Origin of the sequence: Sporolactobacillus caesalpiniae, assembly GCF_040513385.1 — a bacterium.
In the GTDB taxonomy this organism is placed as follows: Bacteria; Bacillota; Bacilli; order Bacillales; family Sporolactobacillaceae; genus Sporolactobacillus.
Window position 1 is genome coordinate 240,802 of record NZ_JBEVCB010000001.1, and the last position, 22,701, is coordinate 263,502.

Annotated in this window: 21 protein-coding genes; 17 read left to right on the forward strand and 4 right to left on the reverse strand. The window is 44.8% G+C overall.

The genetic code is table 11. The features are described 5' to 3' along the window. The first annotated feature begins 47 nt into the window (after positions 1 to 47). The 17 genes from pstC (at position 48) to rplT (ending at position 16,329) form a co-directional block, all read left to right on the forward strand. Entirely contained in the window at positions 48 to 1,013 is a 966-nt protein-coding gene (pstC, locus tag ABWW58_RS01095) for a phosphate ABC transporter permease subunit PstC (RefSeq protein WP_353867453.1), read from the forward strand. Continuing rightward, positions 1,010 to 1,894, forward strand: a complete 885-nt coding sequence (gene pstA, locus ABWW58_RS01100; RefSeq protein ID WP_353867454.1) for a phosphate ABC transporter permease PstA — start codon at positions 1,010 to 1,012, stop codon at positions 1,892 to 1,894. The genes pstC and pstA overlap by 4 nt, the downstream gene beginning before the upstream one ends. Before the next feature lie 24 nt (positions 1,895 to 1,918). After that, positions 1,919 to 2,722 carry a phosphate ABC transporter ATP-binding protein PstB gene (pstB, locus tag ABWW58_RS01105; protein ID WP_353867848.1) on the forward strand — a complete coding sequence of 268 codons (804 nt, stop codon included), beginning with the start codon at positions 1,919 to 1,921 and terminating at the stop codon, positions 2,720 to 2,722. 70 nt (positions 2,723 to 2,792) lie between these two features. Beyond that, the gene (locus tag ABWW58_RS01110; protein ID WP_353867455.1) at positions 2,793 to 3,488 is read left to right on the forward strand and encodes a response regulator transcription factor; all 696 of its coding nucleotides are present in this window, start codon (positions 2,793 to 2,795) and stop codon (positions 3,486 to 3,488) included. Beyond that, positions 3,472 to 5,172 (forward strand): two-component system histidine kinase PnpS, encoded by a 1,701-nt coding sequence (gene pnpS / locus ABWW58_RS01115; RefSeq protein WP_353867456.1) that lies wholly within the window; start codon positions 3,472 to 3,474, stop codon positions 5,170 to 5,172. Before ABWW58_RS01110 ends, pnpS begins: the two co-directional genes overlap by 17 nt. Positions 5,173 to 5,249: 77 nt before the next feature. Next, entirely contained in the window at positions 5,250 to 7,880 is a 2,631-nt protein-coding gene (polA, locus tag ABWW58_RS01120) for a DNA polymerase I (protein WP_353867457.1), read from the forward strand. 70 nt (positions 7,881 to 7,950) lie between these two features. Next, the gene (mutM, locus tag ABWW58_RS01125) at positions 7,951 to 8,826 is read left to right on the forward strand and encodes a DNA-formamidopyrimidine glycosylase (protein ID WP_353867458.1); all 876 of its coding nucleotides are present in this window, start codon (positions 7,951 to 7,953) and stop codon (positions 8,824 to 8,826) included. Further along, complete coding sequence (coaE, locus tag ABWW58_RS01130; protein ID WP_353867459.1) at positions 8,786 to 9,385, forward strand: dephospho-CoA kinase; 600 nt, start codon at positions 8,786 to 8,788, stop codon at positions 9,383 to 9,385. Before mutM ends, coaE begins: the two co-directional genes overlap by 41 nt. Positions 9,386 to 9,470: 85 nt before the next feature. Continuing rightward, positions 9,471 to 9,950, forward strand: coding sequence for a transcriptional regulator NrdR (nrdR, locus tag ABWW58_RS01135; protein ID WP_093672001.1), 480 nt, complete (start codon positions 9,471 to 9,473; stop codon positions 9,948 to 9,950). 72 nt (positions 9,951 to 10,022) lie between these two features. Continuing rightward, positions 10,023 to 11,405: a replication initiation and membrane attachment family protein gene (locus tag ABWW58_RS01140; protein ID WP_353867460.1), complete on the forward strand. Its 1,383-nt coding sequence runs from the start codon at positions 10,023 to 10,025 to the stop codon at positions 11,403 to 11,405. Between the two features lie 26 nt (positions 11,406 to 11,431). After that, the gene (gene dnaI, locus ABWW58_RS01145) at positions 11,432 to 12,364 is read left to right on the forward strand and encodes a primosomal protein DnaI (RefSeq protein WP_353867461.1); all 933 of its coding nucleotides are present in this window, start codon (positions 11,432 to 11,434) and stop codon (positions 12,362 to 12,364) included. Positions 12,365 to 12,458: 94 nt separating this feature from the next. After that, the gene (locus ABWW58_RS01150; protein ID WP_093672004.1) at positions 12,459 to 13,286 is read left to right on the forward strand and encodes a putative sporulation protein YtxC; all 828 of its coding nucleotides are present in this window, start codon (positions 12,459 to 12,461) and stop codon (positions 13,284 to 13,286) included. A 595-nt stretch (positions 13,287 to 13,881) separates the two neighbouring features. Continuing rightward, on the forward strand, positions 13,882 to 14,124 hold the full coding sequence (locus tag ABWW58_RS01155; RefSeq protein WP_353867462.1) for a YrzI family small protein: 243 nt from the start codon (positions 13,882 to 13,884) through the stop codon (positions 14,122 to 14,124). A 166-nt stretch (positions 14,125 to 14,290) separates the two neighbouring features. Then, complete coding sequence (locus ABWW58_RS01160; protein WP_245734157.1) at positions 14,291 to 14,875, forward strand: DJ-1 family glyoxalase III; 585 nt, start codon at positions 14,291 to 14,293, stop codon at positions 14,873 to 14,875. A gap of 232 nt (positions 14,876 to 15,107) precedes the next feature. Next, positions 15,108 to 15,614, forward strand: coding sequence for a translation initiation factor IF-3 (gene infC / locus ABWW58_RS01165; protein ID WP_143128443.1), 507 nt, complete (start codon positions 15,108 to 15,110; stop codon positions 15,612 to 15,614). Positions 15,615 to 15,688: 74 nt separating this feature from the next. Next, entirely contained in the window at positions 15,689 to 15,883 is a 195-nt protein-coding gene (rpmI, locus tag ABWW58_RS01170) for a 50S ribosomal protein L35 (protein ID WP_093672012.1), read from the forward strand. 89 nt (positions 15,884 to 15,972) lie between these two features. Beyond that, positions 15,973 to 16,329: a 50S ribosomal protein L20 gene (gene rplT / locus ABWW58_RS01175; RefSeq protein ID WP_093672014.1), complete on the forward strand. Its 357-nt coding sequence runs from the start codon at positions 15,973 to 15,975 to the stop codon at positions 16,327 to 16,329. Positions 16,330 to 17,076: 747 nt separating this feature from the next. On the opposite strand, the gene ABWW58_RS01180 is transcribed toward rplT, so the two are convergent. From ABWW58_RS01180 to ABWW58_RS01195, 4 genes are all read right to left on the reverse strand, one after another. Next, positions 17,077 to 18,960 (reverse strand): ABC transporter ATP-binding protein, encoded by a 1,884-nt coding sequence (locus ABWW58_RS01180; protein ID WP_353867463.1) that lies wholly within the window; start codon positions 18,958 to 18,960, stop codon positions 17,077 to 17,079. Beyond that, the gene (locus tag ABWW58_RS01185; RefSeq protein ID WP_353867464.1) at positions 18,957 to 20,801 is read right to left on the reverse strand and encodes an ABC transporter ATP-binding protein; all 1,845 of its coding nucleotides are present in this window, start codon (positions 20,799 to 20,801) and stop codon (positions 18,957 to 18,959) included. Before ABWW58_RS01185 ends, ABWW58_RS01180 begins: the two co-directional genes overlap by 4 nt. Positions 20,802 to 21,005: 204 nt before the next feature. Beyond that, a complete protein-coding gene (locus ABWW58_RS01190) occupies positions 21,006 to 21,734 on the reverse strand; it encodes a sensor histidine kinase (RefSeq protein WP_353867465.1) in 729 nt (242 codons plus the stop codon). Next, positions 21,731 to 22,447, reverse strand: a complete 717-nt coding sequence (locus ABWW58_RS01195) for a LytR/AlgR family response regulator transcription factor (RefSeq protein ID WP_353867466.1) — start codon at positions 22,445 to 22,447, stop codon at positions 21,731 to 21,733. The genes ABWW58_RS01190 and ABWW58_RS01195 overlap by 4 nt, the downstream gene beginning before the upstream one ends. Between the last annotated feature and the right edge of the window lie 254 nt (positions 22,448 to 22,701).

A 22,701-nucleotide genomic window follows, 5' to 3' on the forward strand; every position in this document is an offset into this window, starting at 1 on the left:
TGCCGTCATATGGGCGTCTCATGAATAAATGTAAATGAGGTGTGAGGATGAAAATCGGCAAAATGGTTACGGATGCGGCACCGGCATCAGGCGGCAAATCAAGGCTGATCAATGAAAAGGGATTTTTCTCGCAGTTGACGGATCGAACGAGCGAGAGCAGAGGAAAACTGCTCATTTATGGCAGTGCACTGCTTATGATCGTTGCGGTAACAGCAATTACACTTTTTTTATCAATACAAGGTCTTCGTGCTTTTGTTGTTGATCACCTTAATTTTTGGACGTTTATTACAGGAACGGAATGGTTTCCGGATCGCGCAGAAAACCCCTCGTTCGGTGCGTTCCCTTTTATTTTCGGATCTATGGCTGTTACGTTTTTAGCTGCACTCATTGCGACACCGATTGCGATCGGTACTGCTATATTTATGGCTGAAATCGCCAAAAAATGGGGCGCAAAAGTGATGCAGCCCGTGATTGAAATACTTGTTGGCATACCCTCTGTCGTCTATGGTCTAATCGGACTTTCGATCGTGGTTCCATTTATGCGTCAGCATTTCGGCGGATCCGGATTTAACTTGATCACGGGAGCAATCGTTGTCGGTATCATGATTTTACCGACAGTTGCAAGTATTGCGGCAGACAGTATCCGCGCTGTGCCTGACTCCTTAAGGCAAGCTTCTTACGCCATCGGAGCAACAAAATGGCAGACGATTTGGCGTGTCGTGATTCCTGCTGCAGGCTCAAGCCTGCTAACTGCAATCATTTTGGGGATGTCGCGGGCATTTGGCGAAGCGCTGGCTGTGCAGATGGTTATTGGCAACGCGCGCAATATTCCCGCTTCAATTCTTGATCCATCGGCAACACTTACGACAATTATCACCTTAAGTATGGGACATACAACTACGGGAAGCGTGCTTAACGACGCACTCTGGTCTCTAGGCTTAATCTTACTTTTGATTTCCTACGTGTTTATCGTCATTATTCGCTTCTTAGGAAGGAGAGGAGAGAAACGATGAACAGTAAAATCACGAATCGAATCGCTATTTCAGTAATCATCGCATGCGCCGTGGCTATGGCAGCTATTCTTATTTCGATGTTGGGCTATATCTTAGTTCAAGGCGTTTCAAGCATTTCTTGGCAATTTCTTACAACATCCGCCAGTCCTTTCTTGGCTGGAGGCGGTATTAAAGACCAATTGTGGAATTCATTTTACGTATTAATTATTACAATGCTTTTGACCGTTCCGATCGGTGTATTCGGAGGAATCTATTTAGCTGAATACGCAAAACCCGGCAAGCTGACTTCTTTTATCAGAACCTGCGTTGAAGTGCTCGCTTCTCTACCATCAATCGTTGTCGGCATGTTCGGTATGCTTGTATTCGTCAACTATTTCGGTTTCAAGTATTCGGTATTCTCAGGAGCACTCGCATTGACGGTTTTTAATCTTCCGGTGATCGTACGTGTGACTGAAGACGGGTTCAGATCGCTTTCGCGCCATCAAAAAGAAGGCGGCCTCGCACTGGGACTTACACATTGGCATACAATCAAAACAATTTTACTTCCGGCGGCGTTTCCCAGCATTTTAACGGGTATTATTCTATCTGCGGGGCGTGTTTTCGGTGAATCGGCGGCACTGCTGTTTACCGCCGGACTTTCAACACCGGATCTGGATTTTGGCAATTGGAATCCTGCGGCACCGAACTCGCCACTTAATCTTTTTCGTTCGGCTGAAACACTTTCGGTGCATATTTGGGCGGTAAATACAGGTGGTATTATGCCGGATGTGCAAACAATTGCAAACGGCTCTGCCGCGGTGCTTGTCATTTGTGTTCTGCTCTTTAATTTATTTGCACGCATGCTTGGCAAACTAATTAATCAAAAATTTTCAGGAAAATAAGCGGGGGGAATGGAAATGATTCAAATGGAGAAAAATATTGTCTCATTTACAAATAATACAGTGACTAAGGAGCTTCCGATTCAAATTAATGTGGAGAATGTCAATATTTTTTATGGTGATAATCATGCGGTTAAAGATGTCAATCTCCCAATTCATGAGAAATCAATCACAGCTTTGATTGGTCCGTCCGGATGCGGGAAATCGACATTCATCCGTACGATCAATCGGATGAATGATTTGATTCCTTCCGCTCGATGCGAAGGAATGATTGGGTATAAGGATGTTAATATTCTTAATCCGAAAGTGGACGTTGTTCAGTTGCGCAAGGAGATCGGTATGGTATTTCAGCAGCCGAACCCATTTCCAAAATCCATCAGTGAGAATATTCAATTGCCGCTTCGATTCGCAGGAGTACGCAACAAGAAAACGCTGAAGGAAACCACAGAAGATTGTTTGAAACAGGTTGGTCTATGGGATGAGGTAAAGGATCGCCTGGATCGTTCGGCGACCAGCCTTTCCGGTGGTCAGCAGCAGCGTTTGTGCATCGCCCGCGCGCTTGCGCTTAAACCGAATGTGATTTTGCTCGACGAACCGACATCCGCGCTTGATCCTGTTTCAAGTGCCAAAATTGAAGAACTGCTGCTTGAGCTTAAGAACAGCTACACAATTATCATTGTTACACACAATATGCAGCAGGCAGCCAGAATTGCCGACTATACCGCGTTCTTCTATCAGGGAGAGTTGATTGAATTCGGTAAAACAAAAACGTTGTTCACGAATCCGGAAAAAAAGAGTACATCAGATTATATTTCCGGACGTTTCGGCTGATCAAGGGGATCATTGCTGAATCTTTTGCTTAAACTTGTTATGATAAAAAGAGAAGCAAGGGGTGATATGCTTGACAAAAAAAATAATGGTTGTGGATGATGAGCCGTCTATTGTGACACTGCTCTCCTTTAACCTTAAAAAAGCAGGCTATGACGTACTGACTGCCGCAAATGGGACAGATGCATTGAAACTGGCAAGAGATTCTCGACCGGATTTGATTGTTTTGGATCTGATGCTTCCTGGTATGGATGGAATGGATGTATGCAAACAACTTCGCCAGGAACGCTATTTTGTGCCGATTTTAATGCTTACAGCCAAGGATGATGAGCTTGACAAGATTCTTGGTCTTGAACTGGGTGCGGATGATTATATGACAAAACCCTTTAGCCCGCGTGAAGTAGTTGCGCGTGTCAAAGCGATTTTGAGACGTGCAGATCTTGGAAAACAGGAACAAAATGAAGTGCTCTCAATCGGCGATTTGAAGGTGTATCCGAACAACTTTGAAGCGACGTTCAAAGATGATGAAATGGTTTTGACACCAAAGGAGTTCGAATTGCTGGTCTATATGATGGAGCACAAGGGAAGGGTCCTCACACGTGAGCAATTGCTGAACGCTGTCTGGAACTACGACTTTGCTGGTGATACACGGATTGTTGATGTTCATGTCAGTCATTTGCGAGAAAAAATTGAAGATGTGACACGCAAACCGCTTTATATAAAAACAGTACGAGGGTTGGGTTATAAATTTGATGAGCCGAAGGTTTGATGGCAGAATGTGGGCGCGCTGGGGATTTGTCATCGTCTGCATGCTCTTTGTTATTTTTGTTACAAACGAAGTCATTCAAGTTGCCCTCCTTTATGACGATAAGCAGACAATGGACGCGCGGGGAAACTGGATTGAATCCGTTGCAGTTAGACAGGGAAAGGTCCAAGTAGATGAATTTGAATCTTCTTTTTCTCAATTCGCAAAAAAGGAGCATATTCAGCTAGCTCTCTATAATCGTGATCGGAAGCTGATCTATTCATCAACAGGGAAAGACAAAAAGACGCTCAATCAGGTTGCAGGCTTGCGTGAATCGGGCGATTCTTTGGTATACATAAAAGCATTGAAATCGGATGGAGCAAAGGTAGGCTATCTCAAAATAAAAGGATTCAGGACGTCCATTGTCGGTCTTGGACTTGTCTATTGCCTCCTTGCAGCGGCCGGTATCGCGCTGCTGTATTATCGAGATTATCTTGTTCTCTCCTACGCACGTCCGATACGTTTTGCTTCCCGCATGGTCGAGAATCTATTAGAGGGTTCTTACAACATGATCGCTCCGGACCATGTAAAGCGTGAGAGTATACTGCGACTTAATTTGGCACTGAACCGAATGTCTGATGCGATGCATGAGATTAATCGTTCCTACACACGTCAACAGGACAGTATGACAACACTAATTGAGAACATAGGGAACGGTCTACTATTTGTCGATGGCGTTGGACGTATCAATTATGTTAATCAAACGTTTAAAGAAGACTTTCAAACTCGTGCGACCCATTGGGAGTTGGCAGACTATCATGAGGTGATTCCTTATGATGAGGTTCGCAAAATGATTGACGAAGTCTTTGAGACGAAGGAAAAACTTGCTCGCCAATTGCAATTCACAGTTCATATCGAACGTAAGCACTTCGACATTTCATGCGCGCCGATCTTGAATAAGCACAAGAAAATCAGAGGTATTGTCGTCGTATTTCACGATATCACTGCGATTAAGAAATTGGAGAATACTCGAAAAGACTTCGTTGCCAATGTTTCTCATGAATTAAAGACACCGGTTACCTCGCTGATCGGTTTTACTGAAACGTTACTTGATGGAGCGCGAGAAGATAAAGAGCTTGAGGATCAATTTTTGCACATCATGCTTCACGAAGGTCGTCGTTTGCAGAGCCTCATCACTGACCTGCTCGAACTGTCGAAAATCGAACGGGAGCATTTTGTACTCCAGTGGGCACCGGTTTCTCTTAGTGATGTATTGGAAAGTGTGCTGCTAATTCTTAGAGAAAAAGCGGAGGCGAAGAAGATAAAATTAGAGTATCTTCAAGGTGATGAAGGAGTGATTGCCGGGGATGCATTTCGGATTCGTCAAATCATGATCAATTTGATTTCCAACGCGATTTCCTATACCCCAGAAAATGGAACAGTCACAATAGCGATACATGAACGCAAATCAGAGGCGGATCTTGTCATATCCGATACAGGAATGGGAATTGAGCAAGACCAAATTCCGCGCATTTTCGAGCGGTTTTATCGTGTGGATAAGGCGAGAAGCAGAGACTCAGGCGGAACAGGATTAGGCCTTGCTATTGTCAAACATCTGGTTGAGGCGCATGATGGCAAAATACACGTAACTAGTGTACCCGGTAAAGGTTCAACCTTTACAATCACTTTTAATAAATCATCAACTTGATTGGATAAATAACCTGTGTTGCTTTAGAATATAAGAAAAAGCAACACAGGTTTTCTTTGTTTTTCAGGAGGAATATGATGAAAAAACTTGTCTTAATTGATGGAAATAATGTCGTTTATCGTGCCTTTTTCGCATTGCCGTTACTAAGCAATAATCAAGGCATGTATACAAATGCAGTCTACGGCTTCACGATGATGTTGATGAAGGTCATTGAAGAAGAGAAACCAACGCATCTGCTCGTCGCTTTCGATGCAGGGAAGACGACCTTCCGTCATGAAACCTATAAAGAATATAAAGGCGGTCGCCAGAAGACGCCGCCTGAATTGTCACAGCAATTTCCACTTGTCCACGAATTGCTTGATGCGATGACGATTCAGCGTTACGAGCTCGACAATTATGAGGCGGATGATATCGTTGGAACGCTTGCTCGAAAAGCAAGTAACGATGGATTTGATGTTCGGATTGTGACTGGAGACAAGGATTACCTTCAGCTCGTTGACGAAGGGGTTCGCGTCTCATTGATCCGTAAAGGAATCACCGACACTGTTGATTATGATGTAGATAAGGTCAAGGAACGTTACGCGATCAATCCGCATGAGGTGATTGACCTTAAAGGACTAATGGGTGACGCCTCCGACAATATTCCAGGTGTGCCTGGAGTGGGGGAAAAGACCGCGATCAAACTGCTTAAGCAATTTGGGACGATCGAAGGTGTGTATGCGCATGTTGACGAAGTGACCGGCAAGAAGTTAAAAGAAAAGCTGGAAACGAATAAAGATCAGGCTTTGCTAAGCAAGAAAATCGCGACGATTGACAAGGACGCGCCCGTAGAACTAACCATTGACTCATGCAGCTATTCTCATGAATTTACGGATCGATTGAAAGATTTATTTCGTGAGCTGGGTTTTCAATCGCTGCTTAATAAACTAGAAGTTCCAGATCCTGATGGACACGCATCGGAAACGGCGGCTATTTCTGTTCAAACAGTGACAGAATTCACTGCTGAACAGCTCGTATCTCCGAGCGCATTAGTTGTGCAGATGCTCGATGAAAACTATCATTACGCGGCGATTACCGGATTTGCCATTTCAAATGAGGCGGGTACGTTCTTTATGGAAACCGAGCAGGCGATCAAGGACGAATGCTTCCGCCGGTGGCTGGAAGATCCTGAAATGAAAAAAGTGCTGCTTGACAGCAAGAAAGCTGAAGTGGCTTTAAAATGGCGCGGAATTAAGCTCCAAGGAATCGCTTTTGACGTTCGCCTGGCAACTTATTTGATTGATACTTCGGAGGCGGGGCAGGATTTAGCGCTGCTTGCGACAAAACGCGGTATTTCCAACATTGAAACCGATGACGTTTTTTATGGAAAAGGCGCAAAACGTAAAATACCTGAAGGCGAAGCTCAAGCCCAGCACCTTGGCAGAAAGGCATCCGCATTGCTGCAGCTTGAGCCAAAATTGATTCAAGAATTAATCGAAAACAAACAAAAAGAACTGCTTTTTGATCTTGAACTTCCCCTTGCCCGAGTGCTTGCGAGAATGGAATATACGGGAATTAAAGCGAGCAGCGAAACACTGAAGGCAATGGGTGAGGAGCTTGATCGGACGCTTGATGTTATTGAACATGATATTTATGCCATGGCAGGCGTAACGTTTAATATTAATTCGCCAAAGCAGCTTGGCGAAATTCTCTTTGAGAAGCTGCAGCTGCCACCGGTAAAGAAAACAAAAACCGGCTATTCTACAGCAGCGGATGTACTTGAGAAATTGCGTGGCCGCCATGAAGTAATCGGCAAGATTCTCGATTTCCGTCAGCTGGGAAAGCTCAAATCCACTTATGTGGAGGGGCTGCTCAAAGTGATTCATCCGGAGACAGGGCGCGTGCATACGTGTTATAATCAAGCCCTCACACAGACCGGGAGACTCAGTTCAACCGATCCGAACTTGCAAAATATACCAATTAGGCTGGAAGAGGGGCGCAAGATACGGAAAGCTTTTCTTCCTTCAGAAGCGGGTTGGCAGATTTTCTCAGCGGATTATTCTCAGATCGAATTGCGCGTACTCGCGCATATTGCTGATGACGATAACTTGAAACAGGCGTTTATTGAAGATATGGATATTCACACGAAAACGGCAATGGATGTTTTCGGTGTAGAAAAAGATGAGGTTACGTCTCTGATGCGGCGCCATGCGAAAGCAGTCAATTTCGGTATTATCTACGGGATCAGCGACTATGGCCTTTCGCAGAATCTGGGAATCACACGGAAAGATGCCGCACACTTTATAGAAAAATACTTGCAGAGTTATCCAGGTGTGCATCGTTATATGGAAAATATTGTTCGGCAGGCGAAAACGGACGGGTACGTAACGACATTATTGAATCGCCGCCGTTATCTGCCTGATATCAATAGTCGGAATTTTAATAGCCGCAGCTTCGCAGAACGTACGGCGATGAATACACCGATTCAAGGCAGCGCAGCCGATGTCATCAAGAAGGCAATGATCAATATGGATCAACGCCTCAAAGATGAGAAGTTGGAAGCCAGAATGCTCTTGCAAGTGCACGATGAATTGATTTTTGAAGTTCCGGAGCAGGAATTAGAAGTCATGAATCGGATTGTACCGGATGTGATGGAGCACGCAATTAAACTGAGTGTCCCTTTGAAGGTGGAGAGCTCCTACGGCCCGACCTGGTACGATGCAAAGTAATGTCCAAACGGGAGGAGAAGCCTGAACGGAACACGCCGATCATAGAATAGAGAATTTAGGGGGAAACAGGTTGCCGGAATTACCAGAAGTGGAAACCGTCAAACGCACGTTGAATGAGCTGGTTATTGGGAAGACAATCAAGAGTGTAGAGGTGCGCTGGCCGAACATTATCCGCAAACCAACTGATCTCAATCAATTTAAATCGAGAATGATTGGGGAAACGTTGCATGATGTACAGCGGCGCGGCAAATTTTTGCTGTTTTGTTATGACGACGTAGTGCTCGTCTCACATTTAAGAATGGAAGGACGTTATCGACTGGATCCTGAGAAAGATCCGATTGATCAATATACTCATGTCATCTTCCATTTTACCGATGACACAGCACTTCGTTATCGCGATGTCCGCAAATTCGGCACGATGCACCTTTTTAACAAAGGTGAACAATGGAAGCACTTGCCGCTGTCGAAGCTTGGCCTCGAGCCGTTGTCGCCCGAGTTGACGACAGGCTACCTGGCCCATGCTTTTCAACGTACGAAACGCTCAATTAAACTCGTTTTGCTTGATCAAACGCTCATCGTTGGACTCGGAAATATTTATGTTGATGAGTCCTTGTTTAAGGCCGGAATTCATCCGTTGACTGCGGCAAGTGAACTCTCTGAAGCACAATTGGAACGATTAAGAAAGGCGATCGTTGAGACATTAGGCGATGCTGTAAAACTTGGCGGCAGCACCATTCGTACATTCGTTAACAGTCAGGGGCATATGGGCCTCTTCCAGCAGCAATTAACGGTGTATGGCAGAGCCGGCGAGCCTTGTGTGCATTGTGGAACACCGATCGAAAAAATTAAAGTTGGCGGACGCGGCACACATTTTTGTCCACTCTGCCAGCCAAGAGGTTTGGAAAATGATGAAAATCGGATTGACAGGCGGGATCGCGAGCGGTAAGAGCACGATCTCACGCTGGCTGATACACCATGGATACTCGGTCATTGACGCAGATAAGATTTCCAGAGAGGTTGTCGCCGCAGGGCAGCCGGCACTGTGCAGAATTTCTGATAAGTTCGGAGATGCCATGATTCTGCCTACGGGTGAACTTGATCGTAAGCAACTCGCCAGCCTGATTTTTCAAGATGATAAAAAACGTGCCGCGTTGAATGCGCTGCTCCATCCGCTTATTCGCTCGTGGATGCTCAAAGAACTTGACCAATATGAAAAAGAAGGAGCAAGTGCTGCCTTTTTGGATATTCCTTTGCTCTATGAAAGCGGCTTGGCGTCTTGGGTAGACAAAACGATCGTCGTCTATGTGTCTGAAACCAATCAACTGAAACGACTGATGGCGAGAAACCATTTGGATGAGTCTCAGGCACGTGCACGCATGGGTTCACAAATTCCACTATCAGAAAAAGTGAAGCTGGCGGATGCGGTGATTGATAACAATGGCTCGATTGAGGAAACCGAAGCACAGCTTCAGCGGCTGCTTCAACGGTGGTCTCTTGAGAATTAATTGGACTTGTTACCGCTCGGCTTTTCATCAGCTGTTTAGTAGGATACAATAAGTTTATCGAAATACAGCGAATGGAGTGAAAAAGATGCGCTGTCCAAGCTGTAAACAAATGGCGACAAAAGTGTTGGATTCCCGCCCGGTCGACAATGGGCGCGTTATTCGCCGACGCAGAGAATGCGAATTATGCCATCACCGTTTTACCACTTTCGAGAAAGTGGAGGAGACTCCTTTGGTCGTCGTGAAAAAAGGGGATAACCGAGAAGCGTTCAGTCATGAAAAGATGCTGCGCGGGCTTATTAAAGCCTGTGAAAAACGTCCGGTTCCGCTCGAGCGACTTGAACAGCTGGCAAATGATGTAGAAAAGGTGCTGCGCGACGAGGGTCGTTCGGAAGTGAATAGCCATGAAATTGGCGAGCGTGTGATGAATGAACTAGTGAAGGTGGACGAGGTTGCTTATGTCCGCTTCGCTTCAGTATATAGACAGTTTACGGACATCAATGTTTTTGCTAAGAAAATTCAAGAATTGAAAGATCAATTGGAGAAAGAAAAAAACAGCAAGAAGTGAGAGAATGAGGAATGCCGATCTGAGAAGGGTCCTTAATTCTAGCACGAAAGACGCAGAATGGGGGTTGACGATTTGCTGCAGTCTTGGAAAGAAGTGCTGCCCGGTGATCACTATCGTGTTCGAACCAATGGATTGCTTCATTCATTCGACCAAAGAGTCATTACATGCCTGTATCAGCCTCTGATCGGTTTAGAGGCGGCAAGCATGTATTTTACGCTTTGGCAGGAAACTGATGATTCAGAGGATTTTTTGACGCATCATCATCTCATGGGCATGATGAACCTGTCTCTAGACCGTATTCTCACAGCAAGAAAGAAGCTGGAAGCTGTCGGTCTGTTGCAAACCTTGAAGAAAAAGGAAGCGAATCCCGGACAATTCGTATACTGTCTCGAGCCCCCACTGACGCCCGATTTGTTTTTTAAAGACGGTTTTTTAAATTTATTTTTGTATCGGCAGGTTGGACCCAGAGAATACAAAAGGCTCCTTCGTTTATTTGAAAACAAAATTATGAACATGGCTGGCTATGATGATGTCTCCGCACATTTTGACGAGGTATTTCAATCGATGCCGTCCGCAGAATCCACCGATGAAATGAAAAACACTTCATTGTCTGGTTCGTGGAGCGCCCGTGCTGAAGCACCCAAGCTTGAATTTAACAGACATTTTGATTTTAAAGCGATGATGCCCTATCTTTCCGACGCTATTCTGACGGAAGATGCGCTGACCGATGACGTTCGATTTGCTATTGATAAGCTGGCTTTTGTCTACCAGACTGAGCCTTATGATATGAGTCGGGCATTACAGTCGGCGGCATTGCATACCGGTACTGTGGATATTGATATGCTGCGAAAAGAAGTACGTGATTTTTATCTTCTTGAGCATGGACAGGACGAAATGCCCGCACTCTACGAACGTACTCAGCCGCGCGCGGAACGAGAAATCGTTGAAAAAGAGCCGCAAACTGAAGAAGAACGCTTGATCGCTTGGTATGAAGGAAATTCACCTTATCAGCTGCTCCAAGCACTTGGGCAGGGCAGCAAACCGGCAGCGCCTGATTTACGCTTGGTCGAGAATCTGATGTTCGATACAAAATTGAATCCGGGCGTGATCAATGTCTTGATTGACTACATATCGCAAGTCAATGATCACAATTTGAACAAGTCCTTTGTTGAAAAAGTTGCGGCCCAGTGGGCAAGAGCAAATGTCCGGACCGTGCGGCAGGCGATGACTTACGCCCGAGAAGAACAAAAGAAACGTGATCAGACGAAAAGAGCCGTTGGTTCAGGATCTGCAAATAAAACGCGACGACCGAGAAAGTCGGGGCAGGATGAGCACCGTGAAGTCATTCCTGAATGGATGAAGAACCCGAAACAGCCGAAAGAACAATCAGGCGCAGACGATGAAGCGGTGAAACAGAGAGCAAAATGGCTTGAGGATTACCTGAATAATATATGAGAGCCGTGGTTAGGGAGGGTGCATGAATGGAACCGATTAACTCATTATTTAAGGACTTGACCGGTCAGCGAACTATACAGGGAAAATGGGATCAGCTTGCCGGTGCGCTCGGGAAAAATCCGGCTATTCGTGAATTTGCTGAGAAAAATCCGGATATCGATTCAGCGGCTTGGACGAGAAGCCTTTCCCGTCTTTATCAATTTGCCGCCGAACAGAAGCATTGTGCGCAGTGTCCCGGGTTGGATCAATGTCCAAATATGATGAAAGGCTATAGGCCGCAATTGGTAAATGATAAGGGAACGCCTTCCCTCACCTTTTCTCCCTGTCCTCTGCTTGAAGAACGCGATTCGAAGCATCGTCAAAGCGAATTGATTCGCAGCTACTATGTGCCCAAGGATATTTTAAATGCGACATTTGGGATGATTGACAAGGGAGAAGGCGGACGCCAAGAAGCCATTCTTGCGGCGGGTGAATTCGTGAGAGATTACCTGACGGATCCTGGCGAGACAAAGGGACTGTATCTTTGCGGTCAGTTTGGTGTCGGGAAAACCTATTTAATGGGAGCGATCATGAATCGTTTAGCTGAACGGCGGCATGTTGCCTCGCTTATTGTCTATGTTCCCGATTTTTTTAGAGAAATTAAAGGTGCGATCCAAGATAACTCCGTTGATAAGAAGCTTGATGTGCTGAAAAAAACACCCATTTTAATCCTAGACGATATCGGTGCTGAGACAATTACGCCATGGGTGCGCGATGAAGTGCTCGGAAGTATTCTTCAATACCGAATGATGGATCATCTGCCAACGCTTTATACATCTAACTTTAACTACGATGAATTGGAAGATCATTTTTCCTATTCGCAGAAAAGCGGTATCGAAAATGTCAAAGCGAAGCGACTGATGGAGCGTATCCGCCATTTCACAAAACTTGTTAAAATGGACGGCTCTAACCGCCGTTAGCAAATAAAAGCAAAAATATAATTTTTTCGAAAGCATGAATGAGGACTTCCTCCCATATAGTCTTTATATAAGATGGGACGGGGAGGATGAACCATTGGAGATTGTTTTTGATACCCAGCAGGAGGCGGCAGATTTTTATCGAAGACTGCCCTCTTCCTTCAGGCAAGTGACCGGTGTGCTGCTCATTAACAGCCGTCTCGCCGTTTTTCCGGACAAAACGGCGGACTATAAAGAATTTGCACAATTAATTACCCGCTATATAATCGAACATCATGAAAAAGACTGGATCATGACGATCATTGAAAAGTATTACTATTTTACGGAACCGGAAGAACAAGTGGCAATCTTAAATATAGTATTCGCTATTTTTGCGGGTGAAAAAAATGATTTGCCGCAAACAGAAACACTTAAAGACCGACGTGAAACCATCATGGAATCGCTTGAAGGAATTTTAAAAGAACACAATACGTTTTCTTTCGAATCCATCATCCGCTTCCGCTTGATCGCGTATAAAGAAGCACTCCGTCAATACGTGGAGATCGCGATTGACGAATATAAGCTGGAGCAGGAGTATCAAGTTTTTATAGACAAGCTAAGACGCATCATCCGGGCTTATAAGCCTCTTTGTGAAAAGATTGAAGTATACGATGAGCATCCGTTTCGATTATATGACGATCACCACCGTCTGATCCGCAATGTGCAATCGGTACGTTCCTTTTACCCGCTGCTCAAGCAATGGGGCATTGAGGCTGAACCTTCGATTGTTCTGACTTTGATCGCCCTGGCGCCGAAGCAAGTCATTGTGTATACAGACCGGCCGGAACACGGAATGATGAAGACCTTGCACCACGTGTTTGAGGATCGCGTATGTTTTGTCGCCTCAACCTTGCATTTAAGCAGTGGAAGCGGCGCAACGCAATAAATTTGATCGGAAAGGGGGCAGCTACCCCCATTAGAAAACTTGGCTTCACCAAGCCTCTGGCAAAGGCTTAGTTGCGACGGTCATGGATGGCCTAGTGTCCGGCCTGCCACAGGACGTGGCGTTATGTCGGACCACTTACACTCATTTCCTTGAATCTTTTTTATACGTTCTTATCAGTGTAAAAAACGCCTGTTTTTTTCAATAAGGGTTTACTTTGAAACATTTACCATATATAATAAAAAAGCAAATTAACGAAAGGAGGTCATCAAAACATGATGACAGTTGAGAAGAAAGTTACCGTATCATCAATTGTATATTCTGTTCGGATGACCTCGACGAATTTCTTAGTGCACTAATTGGCTCTTTTTAAGCAATGAATAAGAATAAATCCGCAGGTCTCCACTGACTGCGGTCTTTTTATGCTCTTTTGACCGTATCGGCGTGCTGCCTTTGCGGTCTTTTTTTGCTTTTTGGTATGAAGCTGAGCGCTTTGCGCTTCGCTTTTATATAAATAAATGTTGTCTCTCGGAATGTTGATCAACACTCCGTCCGGCGATCTTAACCCACAAAAATGCTAAATGAAAGGATGAAGAACATGCAAGCATCAACTGCAAATCTACGTATGCCGATTGAACAAAAAGGATTTTTCAACAAAACACAATTAAAAATGGAGGGAGGTCGTGCGATGATGAAATTCAACTTATTTGCGTTGACGTTCACGGTTTCAATCAGGAAGCCGGCATCAGTACAACAACGCTATGAAGACCGCAAGCGCATTGAGGCTTTGAGAAACAAAATGCTTGATAAACGGTTTGAGTACGAACGTCACATTAGATAATTCTATTTTGAAAAAAATAAGAGGAGGAGATTCAAATGATTAATAAAATTGTTTTTGTGATTCGCGTACGTTTCGGAAAGGGTACACAATTTTTGTAACTGCGCTCTACTTTGATTGGCTGTTCTGATGTGATACGATAATGTCAGAAGAAAACAGGGAGTGAGCGATGGTGAAGAAGTTTCTTGTTTTACTTGCGGAAGGATTTGAAGAAACTGAAGCTGTGACTGCGATTGATGTGCTTCGTCGCGGCGGCGTTGAAGTTGTTCTCTGCTCGCTTGCTAAATCTTTGCTCGTTGAGGGTTCACGAAATATTGTTGTGAAAGCGGATCGGAGCATAAATAGTGATGGTTTGCTTGATTTTGACGGTATCTATCTGCCGGGAGGCGTCAAAGGAGCGACGACGCTTCGTGATGATGAGCGTGCGCAGAAGCTGATTCGTGCCTACAAAGAAAACGGCAAGCTAGTGGCGGCGATTTGTGCGGCACCGATTGCTTTGGAACGCGCCGGTGTTCTCAAAGGAGAAACGGCGACAAGCAATCCGGACTTTAGGGATCATATTAAAGACGCGGCTTACAGCGAAGATCCGGTCGTCGTCTCCGGCAAGATTATTACATCCAGAGCCGCTGGAACCACGCTGCCGATTGGCCTGGAGATCCTGCGCCAACTTGGTTTGGAGCAAGAAGCAAAAAAAGTCAGCCACGACATGTTGTTTGATTTTCTCATGGAAAACCGTGATAAGCTCCATTCATAATACAAATGGGCTTGCAATATAAAAAACGGCATGTTATAGTATTAAAGGAATTTACAACGAGTAAAGCAGAGCCGCCCGGCTTCTCACCTGATCGACGCAGTCATGCTGTTGCCAGGTATGAATTAAGGAAGAAATAGTCAATACGGGCGTTTTTGCGCCCGTATTTTTGTTTGTACACTTAGCCAGCGATTTGCTCAAATTTATTTGGAGGTGGCTCAATATTAGCAAAGATATGATTGTTAACGAAGGGATTCGTGCGCAGCAGGTTCGTCTGATCGGTCAGAACGGGGAACAAGTCGGTATTAAGTCGAAGGCAGAAGCACTGACCATGGCTCACAATGTTAATTTGGATTTGGTCATGGTTGCTCCAGGCGCGAAACCGCCGGTATGCCGGATTATGGACTACGGCAAGTTCCGGTTCGAACAACAGAAGAAAGATCGCGAAGCGCGTAAGAATCAGAAAGTCATCAATCTGAAAGAAATTCGGCTCAGTCCGAGTATTGAAGAACACGACTTCAATACGAAAATGCGCAATGCCAAGAAATTTCTTGAAAAAGGCGATAAAGTCAAGGCTTCCGTTCGATTCAGAGGGCGCGCGATTACGCACTCCAATCTCGGAAGGCAAGTACTTGAAAAGCTCGCCGAAGAATGTGCAGATGTCAGTGTTATCGAGGCAAGGCCGAAAATGGAAGGACGCAGCATGTTTCTTGTGCTTGCTCCTAAAGCCGACAAGCAATAAAGCAATTAACGGAGCAGATCTAAAAGTGATTTCGGCTGCTTTTAGCCACTGATCTTACTAGGAGGATTCTTTTTATGCCAAAAATGAAAACACACAAAGGTGCAGCAAAACGTTTCAAAAAGACGGGTACCGGCAAGTTCAAACGGGAACACGGCTTCACGAGCCACATGTTCAGCCATAAGTCAAACAAGCAAAAACGTAATCTTGACAAGAGTACGATTGCGACATCAACGCTTGCTAACAAGCTCAAGAAACTGATCAACAACTAATTCTAACAAACGTAACAGGCTATTTTTCAATGTCGGTTCGAAAGCCACAGGTGGCAATTTCGGACGACTCATTCTAGGAGGTTTTTACAATGGCAAGAGTTAAAGGCGGATATGTGACTCGTCGCAGACGCAAAAGAGTTCTTAAGTTAGCAAAGGGTTATTTTGGCGCAAAGCACAAGCTGTTTAAAGTCGCACAGCAACAGGTCTTCAAATCCCTGTCTTATGCATACCGCGACCGTCGTCAAACAAAGCGTAACTTCCGCAGACTGTGGATCGCGCGTATTAACGCAGCAGCTCGTATCAACGGCTTGTCTTACAGCAAGCTGATCAACGGTCTCAAGGTTGCAGGTATCGAAGTAAACCGCAAGATGCTTGCTGACCTCGCCGTTAACGACGCAGCAGCATTCGCAACACTCGCTGAAAAAGCAAAAGCAGTCGCTAAATAAGAGCGATTGAACGAATAAACACCCCCACATGCTACTAAGCATGCGGGGGTGTTGTTTTTTTACAAGTGAAGAAAGTATAGCGTTTTGCCTTGCCGGTACGACGATAGGGTCATAAGATTCGGTTGGGACGATCAGGTAAGCGCCAATCTGAGAAATAAACGGAAAAATTCCGCTTAATTAGAAAATGAATGACAAAATCGCTTAAATAGACGGAGAAATTCCGCTTATCGAATCGAAAAACGTGAAAATGGAGGGTTTTTCTGTGTATAAGCGGAAAAATTACCCTTATTTACCTGTGAAACAAGCGCCAGGATGCAAATAAGCGGAAAATCTCCGCTTATTTTATTCCGGCCGCGTTACTTAATTAAGGATCAAAATGATTTATTAGAAAAACCGGGCACAGCCCGGTCCTTAATCTCCAGCCATGTGTGATGGTTTTGTGTCTTTTCGGTGCTGAATCGTCGCTTCGGTTACTCGCTTGCCGCGGGCGCACCGCGAGCCTCCTCAAACAGGCAGAAATCTGCGGGGTCCCGCCGGCACGCTAATCCCGCAGGCGCTCTTTGCCCGGTTTTTCTTACACTGATAAAAGTATAAAAGGTAAAAAATTCAAGGAAATAGGCGTAAGTGAACTAAGGCTGGCAAACAAGTACGAATAATCCGTTGAGCAATGAAAAAATCCGGAAACGCTCGATAAATTTGCGAAAGCGCTCGATATAAACTCTAAAACGCTAGATAATTTGAAAAAGCTTATCCATGCAATCTCGATTTACGTGGATCTTCTCGGTAATACTGTGCCTGCGCATTCCACAGTTTGTAATATTGGCCATCTTCATCTTGAATCAGCTCATCATGGCTGCCGCTTTGGATCAGCTCGCCTTGATTGAAGACAAGAATATTGTCACAGAAGCGGCATGACGATAGTCGGTGCGAAATATAGATCGCGGTTTTATCACTGGCAATCTCCTTAAATTTTGAATAGACCTCAAACTCCGCAACCGGATCTAATGCTGCGGTTGGTTCATCAAGGACAACAAACGGTGCATTTTTGTAAAGTGCACGAGCAATGGCAATTTTCTGAGCTTCTCCGCCCGAGATCTCGACACCGTCCGCGTCTATTTTATAGAGTGGTGTGTCCAGACCTTTGCTCATTTTGCGAATTCGATTACCAACACCTGCCTTGTCGAGGCATTCCATCACGCGTTCCTTGTCGTAATGCACATCTGCTGCAACGTTTTGTCCGGCAGAAAAGGCAAACAGCTTAAAATCTTGGAAGACTATGGAGAAAAGGCTCAGATATTCGGTGTAGTCGTATTTCTGAATGTTGATACCGTTGAGCAAAATTTCGCCTTCCTGTGGATCATAGAGCCGGGTGAGCAGCTTGATAAACGTTGTTTTGCCCGATCCATTGCGGCCAACCACAGCGAAGTGCTCGCCGATTTTCAGTTTAAGTGAAAGATTTATCAAAGCATAAGTGTCCGATCCAGGATATTTAAAGGATACATTGCGGAATTCAATCTCATATTCATTATCATTGCGTTTCTCAACAGGCAAGCTGCCTTGGTACTTTGGGTTCGGCGTGTCGAGAAAATTGAAATAGAGCTCAACATAATCAATATCCTGCCAAATGTCGGTTGCCGAAGTGATCAGTTCAGAGAAACCAGTGGTGAACTGGCTGATCGCGCCAACATACTGTACAACCGAACCAATGCTGATCAGCCCAACCAGTGCCTTCATACCGACGAAAAGGTAGACAAAGCCGCTGATTAGTGAAGAGATAGTGGCGCTGATTCCCCAAAAACGGCTTTGCCGTTTGGATACATCAGAAGCAAAAGCTTTCATCCCTCGTCGGTTAAAATCATCATAGGCTTTTCCAATCAATTTTTGTTCCTGATAAATTCGAATATCTTTCCCCAATTGATGATCTTGCATCAGATTACCGTAAAAGCTAAATGCGCGATTGATTGCCATCATGCCATCTAATTTATGAAAGATCCATTTACTGAATCGGGAATTCGATAGAACAGAGTATATGGATGAGGTAAGAATAAGGCCCAACAAGATAATAGAAAGCCATGGCGAATCGATAAAGGAGCTTGATCGTACCGAATAGGTTAGAAACAGTGGAAAGGCAAGTGTAATTGAAAAAACAACGGTACACAGATTAGAGATGAACTGTCCGGTTATTTCTGGAAGCCGCCAAATTCCTCTCATACTCATGTTGGCACCTTCATCAATTTTCTGCTTCTTCAGGTGAAAATCAGGTTCTTCCACATTTTCATAATCGGTATTCAGAATTAGTTGATCCATTTCAAATGATCCGAAATAATTCAATCGAAATTGGCCCATATCTTCTATTCGTTCCATCGCTTTTTGCATGAGGTAAACAATCAGGTTCAATACAATTGCTGCTCCGGTCAGCCATGCAAGATGAATCACGGAACGTGCGCCAAACAATTCATCAAGGATCCGGGCGGTCAAATAAATGGTGATGAAGGGGCTGAACGCTTTCAGCAGTGCGCCAAAAGCAACGGCTGGGAGCAGTGAGGGAACCTTGGCTTGAATAAATCCCATGCCGCGCCATAAATAATGCCATTTCGTTTTGAATTTTGATTGCTGAATGCTGCTTTTCAAAACTGCTCGCCTCCTACAGTATCTCTGTGAAGCTGATCTTGGTAATAGTGACTTTGGATCTCAAAAAGTTCCGCGTATTTTCCATCTTGTTTCATCAGTTCTTCGTGCGTCCCAGATTCAGCAATTTTTCCGTCAGATAGAAAAATAATTCGATCACAGAAACGCGTGCTTGAGAGACGATGGGAGATAAACAGTGATGTTCTGCCTGTAGTTAGCGTTCCATAACGCTCATAAAGTTCATTTTCTGAGATTGGATCAAGTGCCGCGGTCGGTTCATCGAGAATCAGGATTGGCGATTCTTTATACAGAGCGCGTGTCAGCAGCATTTTTTGCAACTCGCCGCCGGAGAATTGTACCGCATGTTCGTGCACCTCTTTAACCATCATAGATTCTAATCCTTGTTCGAGGCTGTCGATTTTCTCCTTGAAACCCGCTAGTCGCAGACATCGCTCCATTTTCTTCTCATCAATTGGTTCATCGAGTTTCGGTACAATATTGCGCGCAATCGAAACCGGCAGAATATGAATGTCCTGAAAAACTGCTGTAAACAGCTTATAGTAATCGTCACGATTAAAGGAAGTCGCAAGTTTGCCGTTAATCAAAATGTGACCGGATGTCGGCTGGTAGAATCCGCACAGTAATTTAATGCAGGTTGTTTTTCCGGCACCGTTCAAACCAACAAGTGCAATTTTTTCCCCTGCATCGATATGAAGACTGACATCATCGAGAATTTTCCGATCATTTCCGGGATAGGAAAAGGATACATGGTCGAAGGCGATCGAGCAGGGCCAGCTGTTTTTAGGCGGCAGCGGTGGCCCTTCATTACGGTTGGATGTATCTTTCATATCCAGATAATTGCGGACATCACAGATTTCCAGACTCATATGCTGTACTTTTGCCAGTTGTTCAGTCAAACTGGTCAGCCACGTGGAAAAACCGGCGATCGTTCCAAAATAAAGAGTGAAATTAGCAACGGTCAAATGTCCATTCAGCACGAGATAAATGAGATAAGCGTAAGCAACGCCATCTCGGCAAAGTGCCATGACGCCGACGGCACCATCGGAATAATAGTGGCGCAGTGCAATTCGCTTGAGCCAAATTGTTCGATCATGCATCAGCGTATTAAATCGTTCATCGAACCAAGAGGTCATATGATAAAGTCGCAAATCTTTTCCGGTAGAATAGTCGTCGCATTCACGAATCAGATAGTCTAGTTTATTTTCAATCGGTGTCCAATCATCTTTATGTACATGTTCATAGACTTGTGCGTGGCGAGAAAATAGGAATCCAACGGCCGCGGTGATAAGAAGAAAAGCAATAACCAGCGGATTCAGCGCGGCAAGTACGCCGCCATAAAGGATCATTCCGAAAATAGTGGCGGCAAAGCTAACCAATGCCATAATGATCGCTTCTGTTCCATTACGATTGCCTCTAGTTGCTTGGTGAGCTTTTTCACACTTGTTCTGTCCATCGGGACTTTCGAGATTTCCATAATCGGTATCCATCATCTTTTGAAAAATTAAGATAATATAATTCGTTCGATTTGAGGTGACATTCCATTGCAGCCAGGCATCAAGGGAACGTCCGACAACATTGCAGATCATGATGGCAAGTGTCATGAGACCAATCACCAATGAGAAATGCAAGGGGCTTACTTTTTCGGTCAAACTGTCAATCACGAGCTTCGGCATCAAAATCCCGAGAAATGGGAGTAAAACAAGAAAAGGAACGCGTGCGGCTGCAGCGAGAAATAACGTCTTGTTCCAGCGCCACATATTTTTCAGCACGTAGCCAATATTTTGTCGTGTCGAATAACTTGGCTTTTGAACTGTTTTCTTCACAAAGCACCAACTCCTTATGACTAAAATTAGCACAGGAACCGTCTCAAAAATAAAAACGTGCACGAATGGCACGATATGAAACACGAACGGTCATACCCGTTTCGCACTGTTTCTCTACAGTGGGGGCACAACTAAGCTCCATCTGTGCCCCCTACATAGTTAAAGGGGAAGCACAATTCAGCCCTATCTGTGACCCCTCCTCAGCTAAAGGGGGAGCATGATTTCGGTGGCGAACACTCTGGGCTCGTTTTGACGGTTGAGATACCCGTCATATTTTTTGACTAAAGCGTCGATGCGCTTCAGGCCGAAGCCGTGGCCGCCGCCTTTTGTTGTCAGGTAGCGGCCAATGCCTATTTTCTTCAGCTTTTCCGGTGCCGAGTTCATCACGGAAAGATAGAGCTGTTTTTTGAAGATACCAATATAGATGCGAATAAACGGTTGATCTTCGCTGTGCAGGCTTCGGCAGCTTTCAAGCGCGTTATCGAGTAGGTTGCCGATGATGATGCATAGATCAACCTCATTCACAGAAAGCTTGGCTGGAACCTGAGCTTTAGCATTTACTTTGATGTTGCTGCTTGTGATCAGTGAAAGCTTGCTGTTCAGAATCGCGTCCAGCTTAATGTTTCCGGTTTTAATCACCGTATCAACGGTTTCGAGGTCATTGTCCAGCATGTCTAAATAAGATTTGAGTTCGTCCATTTGATTAAGCGCAAGATGGGCCTTCATGGTTTGGATATGGTTGTGGTAGTCATGGCGCCACCCGCGCATTTTGTGGTAGATATTCTGAACTTCATCATAGTGTTTGGCGAGTAGGTCTTTTTGGTAGGTATCAAGCCGACGTTCGCCTGCGCGCAGGGTTTGGCGATGTGTCATGATCACAGTTAGAACGATCAAAACAAGAATAATCAGTCCGAAAATGAGATAAAAGGTCACCGTGAAGCGCCTCCTTTGTAAAAGCGGATGAACGCTTGGTTAACCGCGTGATAACGGCGTCTGCTGACCGGAATTGTCCTGCCGGAGTCCAAGGTGAGTTCTGTTTTGCCAAGCTGGCTGATGTACTTCAATCCGACGAGATAAGAGCGATGAGGACGCACAAACAGATCTTGATCAAGCTGGTGCTCGAGCTGATCGATGCTTGCCTTAATGTGGTAGTGATGCTCTGTAGTCGTCACATCAATGGTATGGGCAAAAGCCTCAAGACTGATGATATCCTCTTGATTCACTCGGATCATTTCGCTTTCTTGCTCGATCAGCAGCGTTTTCGCTTGCTCCGTAACTTTTTTTGAAGCGCGATCGAGAACTGCGAGGATTTTTTCCACTTTGACTGGCTTTATCAGATAATGCAGTGCAGAGACCTCATATCCTTCATCCATATAATCAGAGAAGCCGGTAATAAAGATGATCGCCAGCTGCTCATCGCGCTCGCGAACTTTCCTGGCGAGGTTCATCCCATTTAAACCGGGCATTTGAATGTCCAGAAGCAGAGCGTCATAGCTCTGATCGGCACTCCACGAGAATAGAAATGCTTGCGCGTTTTCAAAGTGTTCAAGAGTAAGCGTCTTGTTGCTTTTTTTCGCCCATTCTCTTACGATGGCTGCCAAGTATTCTCTTTGCGTTTTGTCATCTTCACAGATTGCGATTCTCATCTTTTTTGACCTCGGTTGCATCAATTAAGTCGATTATACATGACTGTGAATTATTCAGCCAATGGACGCGAGGTTGACCCATCATCCTACTTCAGTAGGAAATTTTATGAAGGAGCTGCGGTATATCAGGCTTGATCATAAATATGAGTAACTGTAACAAAATCAGGGAAAATTCCCGAACAATTGACGCTTTTCTCGTTATGACTGTTCATTTCCCGATACCCTTACAATTCATTGTTTACGCTTTCAAATAG